Source organism: Mycobacterium sp. AZCC_0083 (assembly GCF_014202335.1).
GTDB lineage: Bacteria > Actinomycetota > Actinomycetes > Mycobacteriales > Mycobacteriaceae > Mycobacterium.
In genome coordinates, this window is the sequence record NZ_JACHGP010000001.1 from 480192 (window position 1) to 493404 (window position 13213).

14 protein-coding genes are annotated in these 13213 nt (G+C 66.2%); 7 read left to right on the forward strand and 7 right to left on the reverse strand.

Going from position 1 to position 13213, the window contains the following annotated elements:
- Positions 1-54: 54 nt before the first annotated feature.
- The 7 genes from HNP02_RS02275 to HNP02_RS02305 all read right to left on the reverse strand — a co-directional run bounded on the left by HNP02_RS02275 (position 55) and on the right by HNP02_RS02305 (position 7481).
- Positions 55-468: a Zn-ribbon domain-containing OB-fold protein gene (locus HNP02_RS02275; RefSeq protein WP_184434028.1), complete on the reverse strand. Its 414-nt coding sequence runs from the start codon at positions 466-468 to the stop codon at positions 55-57.
- Entirely contained in the window at positions 465-1601 is a 1137-nt protein-coding gene (locus HNP02_RS02280) for a nonspecific lipid-transfer protein (RefSeq protein ID WP_184434031.1), read from the reverse strand. The genes HNP02_RS02275 and HNP02_RS02280 overlap by 4 nt, the downstream gene beginning before the upstream one ends.
- A 14-nt stretch (positions 1602-1615) precedes the next feature.
- Complete coding sequence (locus tag HNP02_RS02285; RefSeq protein WP_184434034.1) at positions 1616-3766, reverse strand: acyl-CoA dehydrogenase; 2151 nt, start codon at positions 3764-3766, stop codon at positions 1616-1618.
- Between the two features lie 40 nt (positions 3767-3806).
- The gene (locus HNP02_RS02290) at positions 3807-4415 is read right to left on the reverse strand and encodes a nitroreductase family protein (protein WP_309241370.1); all 609 of its coding nucleotides are present in this window, start codon (positions 4413-4415) and stop codon (positions 3807-3809) included.
- A gap of 1 nt (position 4416) precedes the next feature.
- Entirely contained in the window at positions 4417-4779 is a 363-nt protein-coding gene (locus HNP02_RS02295; protein WP_184434037.1) for a DUF4286 family protein, read from the reverse strand.
- A 71-nt stretch (positions 4780-4850) separates the two neighbouring features.
- Positions 4851-5855 carry a 6-phosphofructokinase gene (locus tag HNP02_RS02300; RefSeq protein WP_184434040.1) on the reverse strand — a complete coding sequence of 335 codons (1005 nt, stop codon included), beginning with the start codon at positions 5853-5855 and terminating at the stop codon, positions 4851-4853.
- A gap of 12 nt (positions 5856-5867) precedes the next feature.
- Positions 5868-7481 carry a PEP-utilizing enzyme gene (locus tag HNP02_RS02305; protein ID WP_184434043.1) on the reverse strand — a complete coding sequence of 538 codons (1614 nt, stop codon included), beginning with the start codon at positions 7479-7481 and terminating at the stop codon, positions 5868-5870.
- 211 nt (positions 7482-7692) lie between these two features.
- On the opposite strand from HNP02_RS02305, the gene HNP02_RS02310 reads away from it, so the two are divergent.
- The 7 genes from HNP02_RS02310 to HNP02_RS02335 all read left to right on the forward strand — a co-directional run bounded on the left by HNP02_RS02310 (position 7693) and on the right by HNP02_RS02335 (position 13173).
- Entirely contained in the window at positions 7693-8613 is a 921-nt protein-coding gene (locus tag HNP02_RS02310) for a TIGR03619 family F420-dependent LLM class oxidoreductase (protein ID WP_184434048.1), read from the forward strand.
- 282 nt (positions 8614-8895) lie between these two features.
- Positions 8896-9189: a hypothetical protein gene (locus HNP02_RS02315; protein ID WP_184434051.1), complete on the forward strand. Its 294-nt coding sequence runs from the start codon at positions 8896-8898 to the stop codon at positions 9187-9189.
- Positions 9190-9283: 94 nt separating this feature from the next.
- Positions 9284-9478, forward strand: coding sequence for a ferredoxin (locus tag HNP02_RS02320; RefSeq protein WP_184434969.1), 195 nt, complete (start codon positions 9284-9286; stop codon positions 9476-9478).
- On the forward strand, positions 9478-10683 hold the full coding sequence (locus HNP02_RS02325) for an NAD(P)/FAD-dependent oxidoreductase (RefSeq protein WP_184434054.1): 1206 nt from the start codon (positions 9478-9480) through the stop codon (positions 10681-10683). Before HNP02_RS02320 ends, HNP02_RS02325 begins: the two co-directional genes overlap by 1 nt.
- The gene (locus HNP02_RS02330; protein ID WP_221317043.1) at positions 10680-11552 is read left to right on the forward strand and encodes an NAD(P)-dependent oxidoreductase; all 873 of its coding nucleotides are present in this window, start codon (positions 10680-10682) and stop codon (positions 11550-11552) included. Before HNP02_RS02325 ends, HNP02_RS02330 begins: the two co-directional genes overlap by 4 nt.
- A complete protein-coding gene (locus HNP02_RS42205) occupies positions 11552-11950 on the forward strand; it encodes a carboxymuconolactone decarboxylase family protein (protein WP_221317044.1) in 399 nt (132 codons plus the stop codon). The genes HNP02_RS02330 and HNP02_RS42205 overlap by 1 nt, the downstream gene beginning before the upstream one ends.
- A complete protein-coding gene (locus tag HNP02_RS02335) occupies positions 11947-13173 on the forward strand; it encodes a cytochrome P450 (protein ID WP_184434057.1) in 1227 nt (408 codons plus the stop codon). The genes HNP02_RS42205 and HNP02_RS02335 overlap by 4 nt, the downstream gene beginning before the upstream one ends.
- The last annotated feature ends 40 nt before the right edge of the window (positions 13174-13213 follow it).

The following is a 13213-nucleotide window of genomic DNA, read 5'->3' on the forward strand; positions in this document are numbered from 1 at the left end:
GGGTTGCAGCGCGGCGTGTCGCCCGCAGACACGCGCGCTCGCGGAGAGGGGCGGCTATTTGGTGACGAATTCAGGTATGCGGTAACCGCTTTCGCCGAGGTCGACGATGCGGAGTTCTACCTTCTGGCCGATCCGGACGTCCGCGGGGTTCACGTCGACGACGGCGTTGATCCGCAGGCCAGGCTGCTCGGCCAGTTCGATGAGTCCGACGACGTAGGGCGGCATCCGCCCCGGCACCAACCCTTGGCGGACCACGATATAGCTGAAGATCGTGCCGTCACCACTCACCTCCTCGAAGTGCACCGGCCCGCCGGTGTACCGGCTGCGCTCAAGCGGTGGATGGATCCACTTCCCGGTGTCATCGCATCGGCACAGCATCAGCTTGCCGTTCTTGAGGCCTTCCCAGTACGGCGCGGTGTCGGGATCCGGGACCGGGATCGGCGGAAGGAGTGCGGAATTGGTGGTCATGGCTTCTCCCTGCTGTAGACGTTGGCGCCGCCGAACGGACCGCCGCCGGCGGTAACCAGCGCCAGTTGCGCGTTGTCGACCTGGCGCACGCCTGCCGCGTGCCGCAGTTGTAGCGCGGCTTCGTAATGGTGGTTGAGGCCGTGGATGTAGCCCTCGGAGAGCAGGCCGCCGTGCGGATTCACCACGACGTCGCCACCGTAGGTTGCGCGTCCGGTCGAGAAGTACTTGCCCACCTCGCCCTTCTCGCAGAAGCCGAAGCCCTCCATGGTGGCCATCACGGTGTAGGTGAAGCAGTCGTACATGCAGGCCAGGTCCATGTCGGCCGGGCTAAGCCCGGTCCTCTCCCAGATCTTGGGACCGGCTGTCTGCGAGTACATCTCGGTGGGATCACTCCACTCGGTCCAACCTGCCCCGCCCTGAGAGTTCGACGAGCCGACCAACCACATCGGGTCCTGTTTGCAGTTGCGGGCGATGTCCTCGCCGGTGATCAGGACGGCCACCGCGCCGTCAACCTCCGACGTGCAGTCCAGCACGCGGAACGGTTCGTTGATCCAGCGGGCGGCGAGATATTCGTCCATCGTGAGCGGCTCACGCCGCAGCGCATGCTCGTTCGGCCCGGCGTGGGTGCGCTGCGTGATGGCGATCTGCCCGAGATCCTCTGAGGTGGAGCCATATTCGTGTTGATGACGCCGAGCCCACATGGCGAACCACTGCGGTGGGACCATGAAGCCCGACGCGGTGTCGAACTGGTCGTGGTGTGGTACCTGCATCGGGCCCTCGATGTGCCCGAAGCGATAGCCCGAGCGACCGTTGAGCGAGCGGTACACCAGCACCGCCTTGCACAGACCCGCCTCGATCACCGCCGCGGCGGTGGCGATCTGGTCGGCCACCAGGTTCCCGCCGCCGTACATCGCGTTGGCCCAGGCCAATTCCTCGATGCCGAGCGCCCACCCCACGAAGATCGGTTGCTCGGAGTCGTTGGCCATGAACGTACAGATTCCGTCCACGTCGGCAGTGGTGAGCCCAGCATCTGCGATGGCCTCCCGACAGGCGGCCACCGCCATCCCGCGGGTGGTGCGGCCAGAATTGCGGCTGTAGGTCGTGCGTCCGATTCCAACGACGGCACAGGTCATGTCGTCTCTCCGATCTACTTCGGCGCCGGGTCGCGCGGGAGTCGCAGGATGCGTTCGGCGATCAGGTTTCTGACGATCTCCGATGTGCCGCCTGCGATGGTCAGGCACCTACTGAACAGATGGTCGTGCACGACGTCGGGTTCCCCGCCGACCAGGATGGCCCGGCCCGCGATACGCAGTCCCAGCTCTGCAACGCGCTGGGCGTGCTCGGCGCCGAACAGCTTGGCGATGTTTCCTTCGATACCCGCTCCGGCATCGAACACTGCCCGCGCCGCCTGGCGCAGGTTGAGGGTGGCCAACGTGTAGGCCTCGATGAGCAGCGCACCAACCTCGCGTGCCAGACCGGTGTCACCGGGTCGGTGGCGGGCCAGCAGATCGATCAGAACGTCGGCGGTCATGGTCACCGAACCACCGCCGATGGACACCCGTTCGTTGCCGAACGCGGCCATCGCCACGGTCCAGCCGGCATTCACCGCGCCCACTACGTCGTGGTCGGGCACGAATACATCGTTGAAGAACACTTCGTTGAACAGCGTCTCGCCGGTGATCTCGGTGAGCGGGCGAACCTGCACGGCTGGATCTGCCAGATCGACGATCATCGCGGTGATGCCTCTATGCTTGGCCACACTCGGATCGGTGCGCACGGTGGCCAAACCGCGCTGGCAATTGACCGCGTCACTGGTCCACACCTTCTGGCCGGTCAGCACCCAGCCGCCATCCACACGCTTGGCCTTCGTGGCGACCGCGGCTGCGTCCGACCCGGCACCGGGCTCACTGAACAGCTGGCACCACCGCAGCTCACCCTCGAGGCTGGGCCAGAGCAGGCGCTCGATCTGTTCGGCGCTGCCGTGTTGCAGCAGGGTGGGAACGACCCATTCACCGAGGCCGAGGCTGGGCTTGTCCAGACCGCGCAGGGTCTCCTCGATGATCAACTGTTCGACGCTGTCCGCGGCCCGGCCGTAGGGCGTGGGCCAGTGCGGCTGCAGGTAACCGCTGTGCGCCCAAAGCTTCTGGCGCCCGTCGGCATCGGCCACCTCGAGTTCGGCGCGGAAATCCAGTGCGGCCTGCCGGTACTGCTCGGCTTCTTCGGGCAGGTCGACCGTTTGGCCCCGACGCACCCCACCGATCTGCAGCTCGATGACGTGGTCCCGCAGCGCATCCTGGCCACCGGCGAAGGCCTGTAGCACCGTGGCTCGCCTGATGTAGAGGTGGGCGTCGTGCTCCCATGTGTAGCCGATGCCGCCGTGCACCTGCACGTTCTGCAACGCCACCCGCTGATAGGCCGTAAGAGCGTGCCCCGCGGCCATCGCGACCGCCAGGTCGGCCTCCGCACCGACGGCGCGCGCGGCGTCCCACGTCGCGGCGACGGCGAGCTCGGTGTCGACGAGCATATTCGCGCAGTGATGTTTGATCGACTGGAAGGAGCCGATCGGCCTGCCGAACTGCTCGCGGGCCACGGCGTACGCCGTGGCCATCTCGGTGCAGGCGCTGAGCCCGCCGACCGCCTCAGCTGCGGCCAGTAGTCGCACCAGCCGAGCGGCGACGGTGGCTGCCCCGGCGAATACCTCGGCAACGGGTGCGTCCGACAGCTCGAGGACGGTGACCGGGCGCATCAGCTGGTCGACGGATTCGGTGCGGGTCGCACAGACGAAGTCGCCTGCCTCGACGAGCACCAGATCGTCGCCGACCGGAAGCAGGAACAGATCGGCGCTCAGTTCGCCAAGGGTCGCCACGGCTGGGCTGCTGACCGTCGAATCGGTCAGCCGGGCATCGCTTTCCGTTCCGATGCCCGCAGCGGCATCACCCGAGACGAGCCGTGGGAGCCACCGCGCCCGCTGCTCATCGGTGCCGACCTCGGCGATCACGGCGGACACCGCCACCGTGGGAAGGAACGGACCGCCGACCGCGGCACGTCCGAGCTGCTCCGCCACGATGGTGAGCTCGGGCAGGCCGTAACCCTGACCGCCGAACTGCTCACCGACATGCAGACCCAACCACCCGGTGGAGACGATTTCCTTCCACAGGCCGTCGTTCTCCCACCACCGCCCTCGCTCGTCGGACTCCAGCAGGATGCGCCGGGCGTTTGCCGCGCCGCCGCGGCCCGCCACCATCGATTTGGCGACGTCGGCCAGGGCGCGGTGGTCTTCGGTTATTGCCAATGGCATGTGACGGCCTCACTTGTCGGGATGGGTCGGATCGCTCGAATTACCATGCGGCGCCGAATTTCTCGCGGTAGGTGACCTCGGTGGCGGGTCGACGACGGGGTGGCGAGAGCTTCTTCGCCGGCGGGCCGAGGTACACCGCTGCCATCGGCAGCAGCGTGTCTGGCAGTTCGAGTCGCTCCCGGACGCGGTCGACGCCGAACGTGGTCAGCCCGGTAGTCAGGCAGGTTCCGTATCCGAGGTCGGCCGCGGCGAGCAGCAGGTTCTGCACGGCCGGATAGATCGACGCCGCCACATACATCTCCATGACCCGTTCGGTATCGGCGCAGACCACGACGACGACCGGTGCGGCAGCGAATCCGCCACGGTTGAAGCCGAATTCGAGGTCGTTGATCAGGGCCTGGTCGTCCAGGCTGCTCTTGATGAAGTCGCCACCGCCGGCATTCCAGGTCTCGGTCCACCAGTCGGCCAACAGCTTGCGACTCTCCTCGTCGCGGACCACAACGAACGACCATGGCTGGGTGTTCTCGGCACTCGGCGCGTGCACCGCGCTCTGCAACATCTGCTCGATGTCGGCGTCGAGCACCTTGCCGTGCGGGTCGAACCGCCTGCAGGCGCGCTGCGCCAGCATCACGGTACGGAGTTCGGGCACCTCAGTCGGCCAGTCGGCGCTCGCCGCTGGGCTTCCAGGCGGTCATCGACACGGTGGTCAGGTCGAGCGTCTCGCCAAGCGACAGCTTCCCGGACATCACCCGCTCGAGGAACTGCGCCATCACGGCGTCGGGCTCCCCTTCGACCTCGTAGATCACCAGGTAGCGATGAGTCGCTGGTGGCAACTGCGCGGGCAGATCCTCGTCGTCGGGGACCTTCAACTCGCTGAGGTCGTATCGCTGCGCCGCCACCACGCCGGGCACGTCGAGCACCTCCGGCACGTGCACCTCGTCGTACCACTTGTTGAACCTGTCGTCCTCGCCCGCAATGGGATTGCTGAGCACGATGAATCGATTCTCGGCCATGGCCACGCCTTTCTGACAGGGCTCACCCGACTCGGGCTACCTCAGCACATTATGACAGTCGACTGTCACAGTCAACGCGCATCGGCAGCCGTGAACGCGGACCGTTCGATGTAGGCGTGGCCGGTCTCGCCGTCCCACTGCACCTCTGCCCAACTGATGGTGTACGCCCGTACCGGGTCCATGACGCCGTAGGGCAGACCGTCGGCCATGGATACCCACATCGACGAGCGAACCGTGCCGTCCATCGTGTGGCCGCCGTCGAGCGCGAATGAATACGTCTCGCCGGCGCGGGCCAACACCGCGGCTGGCGGCGCCGCCACGATGTCGACCTGGCGCAATGTGCCGTCCTCGACCACGTAGGCACCCTCGAGCGTGGTGCGGCCGTCGCGGGCCCAGTACCGGCACATGCCGAAGGCCCGACCACTCGGCAACACGCCGCCGGTGATGACGTGGCCACCCCAGTCCTTCAGGGTGTCCGCACCCCGCGGTCCGCGCGAATGGTCGCGCCAGCCACCGCCGTTGAATTCCGTCGTCACGCCGTCGACGGTCATTTGACCGGCCACCCGGATGAGTTGCTCGTAGTGCTCGCGGGCCCAACTCTGTTCGGCCATGCCAGCTCCGGCGGTCGCGGCGTCCCACACCGGGGTCAGACACTCGACCTCGAGGTCCAGACGGACGTGGCTCTTGGCCCCGTCGGCGAGCAGTCCGGTGCGCATCTGCTCGTAGGACGAACGCAGGCAGAAGCCGTCAAAGGTGATGCGCCACTTCTGAAACGGCTGCTCACAATGGAACTCGAGATTCGCTCCTGCGGGCTGGCGGTCGGGGACGGTGCGGTGATAAGCCCACATGGTGAGCACGCCCTGATCCTCGGGAAGCGCGATGACCACGCGGTCTTCCCATAGCTCCCACATGTCGGCGACGGTGCCCAGGTGCAACCACATCCCGATGTCGTTGACTGGGTCGTAGGGAGTGAACAGCAGGTTCTCGGTCCATGCGGGGATGTCGGGGCATGCCCGCACGGTGCGCTCGCTCTCCGGGTTCAGCCCGGACGACAACTGCTGGATCACGCTGCTCATTGGGTTTCCTTCCTATCCGGTCGACCGGGCCAGTACGGCGATCTCGCCGGTGGAGCCGTCGACCCGCACCACGTCCCCGGTGCGCAATGCCTTCGTGCCGTTCCCCGTGCCGACGACGCAGGTGATGCCGAGTTCGCGGGCCACGATCGCGCCGTGGCTGGCCGGGCTGCCGATGTCGGTGACCAGTGCGCCCGCAAGCGAGACCAGCGCGGTCCACCCAGGGTCGACGAACCTGCACACCAGTACTTCGCCGTCGGAGAGCACGTCGTCCGAATCGGCGTCGAGTACGACGCGCACGATGCCCTCGACCACGCCGGGCCCGGCGGGTGTGCCACGCACCACACCGTCGCCCGCACGCTCGGAGTCGTCGACCGCAATGGGCTCCGGCATCCCGGTGAAGATGACCGGAAGCTCCACGGCCCGATACTCTTCGCGCCGTTGCCTGCGGAAGTCGACGAGCGCGCGCGCGTTGCGCGGCAACGGTCCGAGCAGCTCTTCAGTGGTCAGGTAGAAGGTGTCGTCGGGGGATTCCAGCTTGCCTGCCGCGACCAGCTCCCGGCCGAGGGCGCCTGCGGCGGCCCTGGTTCCGTCCACCGCGGTGAGGAAGGCGGCCTTGGTGAGTTCCACCGACCGCACCTGGAATCCGGTGAATTGCAATAGCCTCCGGACCAGCTGCCGCCGCAGCGCGGGCACGCCGGCGAGTAGTTCGGTTTCCGCCCGTTCCCTCTCGGTCACCGCACGCTGCGCCCGCGCCCGCGGACGTTCGGCCTCTGACCTACCCGCGTGGACCGCGGCGATGCGGACCACTGCCTCGGGGTCCTCCCGCCACGAATGTCCGATGACATTGCCCTCGTTGGGACCGTGGAATCCGTGCCGCTCGACGAACGCCGTGACCGAGAGTTGACCCTGCCCCACCGACCACACGTCGTCGGCGAGCCTGGTCTCGATGACGCCGCCGTACCCGGCGAGCAACGTCGGCACCAGATCCGCGCGGCCAAGCCGGCCCGTGATCGACTCGACCTGGGCGCGAACGCCATTCAGGATCATCCTGCTGCGCACGTGTACCCGCATGACCGAGCTGAAGCGGTGGGCGGAATCGGCCAGCAAGGCCGTGCCGTCGACAGGATTGCCAGGCAGCACCTCGGCTCGCCACCACTGCATCTGCTCGTCGTGGGTACGCTGCGGCGCCCGGCGCTGTCGTAGCGCGGTGAGCGGCGCCTTGACCGCGACGAACGGCAGTCGGGTGGGATCGCTCTTGGTGGGGGTGGCATCGGCACGGACCGAACCCAGCAGGTCGCGTTCGAAGTCGTCACCGGTCATACCCGGCAACAGTCCGGCTAGCTCACGGGCGCGGTCGACGTTCATCGCCTGCCTGCCGTAGAAGCAGGCCGTCGCCCACCGGTTCGGGTCGTCGGGAACGATCAGCGCGGAACGGGGCAGGACGCCGAAGTCGTAGATGCCCGCGCGAGAGGCATATTCGACACCCGCACCCCAGAGCGACCAGCACAGCGGCGACAGGATGTCAGGAGTGGCCTCGCCGACGTTGGTCAGCGTCCACATGCGGTCCGGGTCGCTGCTCCCCCGAATCGGGTCCGTCAGGTCGGCGGGAACACCGTGGTCGGTCATATTCCTCCTGAACCGCTGGTGACAGTGAACTGCCACTCTTGACGGGAAGTCTGACACGGCTGGCTGGCGCTCGTCACGCGTTGACCGATCCTTTCGGCTAGCGGTTGACTGTGACAGTACGCTGTCATAGTGTTCTGGGTCACATGGCCCCGCGCGGCTCTGATGGCCCGCGCCAAATGGTGATCTTCAAACCGAAACCGGAAGGCTCGCAATGCGATTCGCCGTTTACCTGCCAAACTGCATGCACGTCGCCGCAGTCACCCAGTCGTGGGAGCACGATCTGGGCGGGCGGGACATCGCCGGCGTGGCGCAACGGGCCGAACAGCTGGGCTACTCGATGGTCTTTCTGCCCGAGCACTTCTTCACGCCGACATCTCATGTCGAACTGTCCGGGAACCACTATTTCGACGCCACCACCGCGCAGGCCTTCATCGCCGGTGCCACGTCGACGATCACCATCGGGTCGATGGTGACGATCCTTCCGCTGCACAACCCGATCATCGCCGCCAAGCAAATTAGTACCCTCGACTGGTTCAGTAACGGTCGCGCGCAAGTCACGGTCGGCGTCGGCTGGCTCAAGGACGAGTTCGACGCGATTGGCGTCCCCTTCGACAAGCGCGGCCGGATGACCGACGAGTACCTGGAGGCGATGTTTGAGCTCTGGCACAGCGATTCGCCGAGCTACGACGGCCAATTCGTCAAGTTCGACGACATCGCGTTCGGCCCAAAGCCGATCTCCTCACCCCACCCATCGGTGTGGATCGGTGGCGACGCCGACGCTGCGCTGCGCCGGGCGGCGCGGTTCGGCGACGGCTGGGCGCCGTGGCTCACCAAACCGGCGGAACTGCCCGCGAAGCTGGACTACCTACGCTCGCAGCCCGGATTCGACGACCGTCCCTTCTCGGTGTTCTACAGCCTGGCGGTGTTGTCCATCGGTCAGGAGCACGCCATCATCGACGACCCGAACGCGCAGTTCGGCCAGAGCGCTCAGCAAGTCGTCGACAACTGCAACATGCTCGTCGAGCACGGCGTCACCGACACCTGGGTCAACCCGCCACCGGTCGTCGACTTCAACGCCTACCTCGACCACATGCAGTGGGTAGCCGAGGAGATCATCCCCAAAGTGGGGTGATCCCCTTTGTCGGAGCGGAATCCGGCAATCAAACGGAGCTTCACGATGGGGCCGCACCCCTGGACGAGGCGTATGCAACGTTCCATCGCAACTTAAACGGCGTCACTCGTCCCGGATGATTCGGGTCGCACCGCGGCACTCGTGGTGCTGCTCCTCCGACGTGCCCGTCACGACACGTGAACTCCTCGGACACTAGGCGATACAGGCGGGCGCGAGGGCGTGCGCTCAGTGTGCGCGCATCCGTACGCCGTCGAAACTGTTCCACCTTTGGGGCGCAGTTCGATGACGACGCGATCCTGGCTGGCAAGCGCGCGGGCCATTGCCGCGGCCACCTTCTCATCAGGTGACTACCGCCGGCAGAACTCGGCGAAGAACCAATCCGCGGTCTCGGGTACTTCGTGCACGGTGGCCAACGTGTGCGCGCTGACCATCTGTTCGGGACCGACGTCGCTACCGGCGCTGGAAATCGCGACGCTGCGCGGCTCCCTGGCCAAGCAGGCGACGCGCGAGCGATCCCGAAAACACGTCACTCAAGAAGCACACAAGTCATTAGCCCATTTATCGATTGTGTGCTGAATCACCTCGCGGTGGGTGTCTGAAACGCGCTTCGAGGTATACCCTGAGGCTATAACTAAACTTAGTTCACTTAAGCGAGAGAGGCAGGGTGGCGATGCACATCACCATTGATGAATTGAAGTGCTGCGCAGCGGGTCAGTGCGTATTGGCCGCGCCGGACGTGTTTGACCAGCGGGAAGACGACGGCATCGTCGTTCTGCTCTGCGCCGATCCGTCCGAAGACCAGTACGACGCTGTGCGCGAGGCGGCTGCAGTGTGCCCGGCGGCCGCGATCGCGGTGCAGGAGTGATGACTCCACCGGGCGTGGTGGTCGTCGGCGCGTCGGCGGCTGGACTTTCGGTTGCTGAGACCTTGCGTCGCGACGGCTTCACCGAGCAGATCGCGCTCATCGGTGACGAGAACCAGCTGCCCTACGATCGGCCGCCGCTGTCGAAGGAGGTTCTGGCCGGCACGTGGTCCGAGGACCAGGTTCGGCTGCGTGACCCGGACAGACTCGGCGCACTCGAGCTTGATCTGCGGCTCGGCGTGCGCGCCGAGGCAGTGGACATCGCGACTCGCACTGTCGCGTTGTCCGACGGATCCGAGGTCGATTACCGCGACCTGGTCATCGCCACCGGGGTTCGCCCGCGACGCCTGCCCGGCACAGACGGCGTGGCTGGTGTGCACGTACTGCGCACCCTCGACGACGCCCGACGACTGCGTTCGGAACTGGCCGGAGGTCCGCGACTCGTGATCGTCGGCGCGGGGTTCCTAGGTGCCGAGGTAGCCTCGGTCGCCCGCGCCGCGGGGGCAACGGTCACCCTCGTCTCCGACGTCGACGCTCCGCTGTCTGATGTGCTGGGGCATGAACTGGGCCAACTCCTCATCGGAGTGCACGCCGATCATGGCGTCCGCGTTCACGCCGGAGTCAAGGTGATCGGCATCGCGACTGAAGACGGGCGGGCCACCGGTGTCCAGCTGGCGGACGGCACGACTCTGGACGCCGACGTCGTACTTGTCTCGATAGGCTCGATCCCGAACATCGAATGGCTTGCCGCAAGCGGTATCCCGACCGGCAACGGTGTGGTCTGCGACGAGTACTGCCGAGCAGCACCGGGCGTATGGGCCGCGGGCGACGTCGCGTCCTGGAATCACGTCGGGATCGGTGAACGCATTCGCGTCGAACACCGGACCAACGCCGCCGAACAGGGCATGGCCGTCGCGCGCAACATCCTGGCGGGATCCAATCCGGCTCCGTTCGTCCCGGTGCCCTACATCTGGTCGGACCAGTACGACCTGAAGATCCAGATCTACGGTCTGCCGCGCGGCGCTGAGTCGTTCACCGTCACCGACGGCAGCCTCGCCGACCGCAAACTCGTCGCCATCTATGGCAAGGGCGGCCGCACGCGTGCCGCCGTCGGCATCAACATGATGCGCCCCCTGCGTACTGCCCGATCACTGGTGGCAGAACAGGCCGAACTGACGTCCATCCTCAACGAAGGAGTAACCGCATGAGCACCCAAATAGAATCCGCTGCAGCGGAATCCACCCGAACCGCGCCGCGAGCCGGCGTCATCGGGCTGGGCATGATTGGCGGCGGCGCCGCAGTCAGCCTGGCCCGCAGCGGCAAAACCCCGGTGGTGTACGACATCCGGCCCGATGCCGCAGACGGACTGCCCGGTGTGCCCGCACCCGCGGCGTCACCGGCTCAGGTGGCCCGCGACAGCGACGTAGTCCTGGTCGCCGTCGTCGACGCCGATCAAGCTCGCCAGGTCCTCTGCGCCGACGACGGCGTGCTCTCGGCTGCACATCCAGGTCTCATCGTGGTTCTGCTGTGCACTGTTGCGGTTCCGGTGGTGTACGAACTGGCTCAGAAGTGTGCGGAAAAGGATGTGCCGCTCTTGGATTGCGGCGTCACACAGGCGGTGCCCCACGGGCTCGTCGCCATGCTCGGCGGCGACGACGCCACGGTCGCCGACGCCATGCCGGTACTGTCGGGCTTCGCCAAGGACGTGGTGCATTGCGGGCCATTGGGCGCAGGCATGGCGACCAAGATCGCCCGCAACGTCATCACCTACGGCACCTGGCGTGCCGTCTACGAGGCGGCCACGCTCGTCGAGTCCGCCGGCGTCGACCCTCGAAAACTGATCACCGCCGTCGAGGACGCCGATCCCGATGGCGCCACCCTGTTCTCCTGGCTGCGCAACCGACTCTCGGCGGAAGAAGACATCGAGGCGATGGTGCCGCAGGTGCGGCGCCTGATGGACAAGGACCTCGCCGCAGCGCAGGAGCTGGCGGCACGAAGCGACATCCTCATTCCCTTGGTCGACGCTGCCCGTGCGAACGGCGCCGAGACATTGGCCGTCCCGCGGAAGGAACTCTGATGAGTGAAACCACCGAACTCGGTCTCAAGACCATGGACGCGGTCTACGGACCAGGATTCTCCGAAACGATGCCCGAAGTCTCAAATCCGATGCTGGAAGACACGATTGACCACCTCTTCGGGGAGATCTGGAGTCGGCCGGGCCTCTCGATCCGCGACCGCCGGTTACTGGTCATCGGAGCCACCGCCGCACTGGGTCGCGCCGATCTGATCGAAATCCAGGCCCGGGGAGCGCTGCAGAACGACGAGCTGTCACCGGGCGAACTCCGCGAGGCCGTCCTGCAACTGCACTACTACGTCGGCTGGGGCAACGGCACCCAGGTCAACCGAGGCGTCGAGGCCGCCATCGGCGGACGCGACACGCAAACCAATCCAGAAGGTAAGGAGCACAACCGATGACAACCACCATTCGCGAAATGCCCATCGAGCGGGAACAACTTCTCGACCCGCCGTTGGCCTACCACCAGTTGCAAGATGAGCAACCCATCACTCGTATCCGGTTCCCCAGTGGCCGCATCGGCTGGCTGGTCACCCGCTTCGAGGAGGGCAGCCAAGTCTTCTCCGACCCACGACTGAGCTCGCAGCGGCCACGGCACGACGTGGCAGAGGAGGACGACGTCGACCCCAACGGCAACGATTCCGCCGAGGCACTGCCCCCGACGTTCAACTCCATGGACGCTCCCGACCACGGCGCGTACCGGCGTCTGCTGTCAGGCAAGTTCACGCCCAAGTCGGTCCAGGCCAACCTGCAGCCCTACATCGACACGATCGTCACCGAACATCTGGACGCCATCGAGGCGCAGGGTGCCGGCGGCGAACCGGTCGACCTCATCAATCAACTCGCCCTACCGATCCCCAGCCTGGTGATCTGCGAACTCCTGGGCGTGCCGTACGTCGATCGGGACAAGTTCCATCACGCCACCGAAGTGATGATGGACACCAGTAAGCGCCGCGCCGAGCGCGACACCGGTGCGCACTGGCTGGTGGAGTACATCACCAAGCTGGTCGCCATCAAGCGCGCCGACCCTGGTTCCGAAGGGCTACTCGCCGAGCTGATCCGCAAGAGCCAAGAGGACGGGTCGATTCTGTCCGACGAAGACCTCATCGGCATCGGCGTGCTGCTGCTGTTCGCAGGACACGACACCACCATGGCCATGATCGGCCTTTCGGCGCTGACCCTGCTCACCCATCCCGCCCAACGGCAGGACCTCGTGGAGCACCCCGAGAAGATCGGTGCCGCCGTCGAGGAACTGTTGCGTTACCTGACCATCGTTCAATTCGGCCTGGGCCGCACCGCCAAGGAGGACCTCGAGATCGGCGGCCAGGCGATCGCCAAGGGGGATCTGGTGGTGGTGGCGATGCCTGCGGCCAACCGCGACCCCCGGGTGTTCGACAACCCCGACGAGCCGGACTTCGACCGGAAGATGACCCGGCACCTGGCCTTCGGTTACGGCGTGCACCAGTGCCTCGGCCAGAACATCGCCAGGGCCGAGTTGAAGACGATTCTTCCGCAACTCTTTGCGCGCTTCCCGGGCCTGAAGCTGGCCACACCGTTGGACGAGGTCGAGATGGACACCTACGGGACCAACTACGGCGTCAAGAAGATGCTCGTGACCTGGTGACGAACGCCGTTGCGGGGCGGCCCGCCCACCCTAAGGTGGT

Bases quoted from the DNA above. Each gene is read 5' to 3' on its own strand.
- HNP02_RS02320 (WP_184434969.1), top strand. From the start codon at position 9,284: ATGCACATCACCATTGATGAATTGAAGTGCTGCGCAGCGGGTCAGTGC.
- HNP02_RS02300 (WP_184434040.1), bottom strand. From the start codon at position 5,855: ATGAGCAGCGTGATCCAGCAGTTGTCGTCCGGGCTGAACCCGGAGAGC.
- HNP02_RS02315 (WP_184434051.1), top strand. From the start codon at position 8,896: ATGACGACGCGATCCTGGCTGGCAAGCGCGCGGGCCATTGCCGCGGCC.
- HNP02_RS02330 (WP_221317043.1), top strand. From the start codon at position 10,680: ATGAGCACCCAAATAGAATCCGCTGCAGCGGAATCCACCCGAACCGCG.
- HNP02_RS02275 (WP_184434028.1), bottom strand. From the start codon at position 468: ATGACCACCAATTCCGCACTCCTTCCGCCGATCCCGGTCCCGGATCCC.
- HNP02_RS02285 (WP_184434034.1), bottom strand. From the start codon at position 3,766: ATGCCATTGGCAATAACCGAAGACCACCGCGCCCTGGCCGACGTCGCC.
- HNP02_RS02280 (WP_184434031.1), bottom strand. From the start codon at position 1,601: ATGACCTGTGCCGTCGTTGGAATCGGACGCACGACCTACAGCCGCAAT.
- HNP02_RS42205 (WP_221317044.1), top strand. From the start codon at position 11,552: ATGAGTGAAACCACCGAACTCGGTCTCAAGACCATGGACGCGGTCTAC.
- HNP02_RS02335 (WP_184434057.1), top strand. From the start codon at position 11,947: ATGACAACCACCATTCGCGAAATGCCCATCGAGCGGGAACAACTTCTC.
- HNP02_RS02295 (WP_184434037.1), bottom strand. From the start codon at position 4,779: ATGGCCGAGAATCGATTCATCGTGCTCAGCAATCCCATTGCGGGCGAG.
- HNP02_RS02325 (WP_184434054.1), top strand. From the start codon at position 9,478: ATGACTCCACCGGGCGTGGTGGTCGTCGGCGCGTCGGCGGCTGGACTT.
- HNP02_RS02310 (WP_184434048.1), top strand. From the start codon at position 7,693: ATGCGATTCGCCGTTTACCTGCCAAACTGCATGCACGTCGCCGCAGTC.
- HNP02_RS02305 (WP_184434043.1), bottom strand. From the start codon at position 7,481: ATGACCGACCACGGTGTTCCCGCCGACCTGACGGACCCGATTCGGGGG.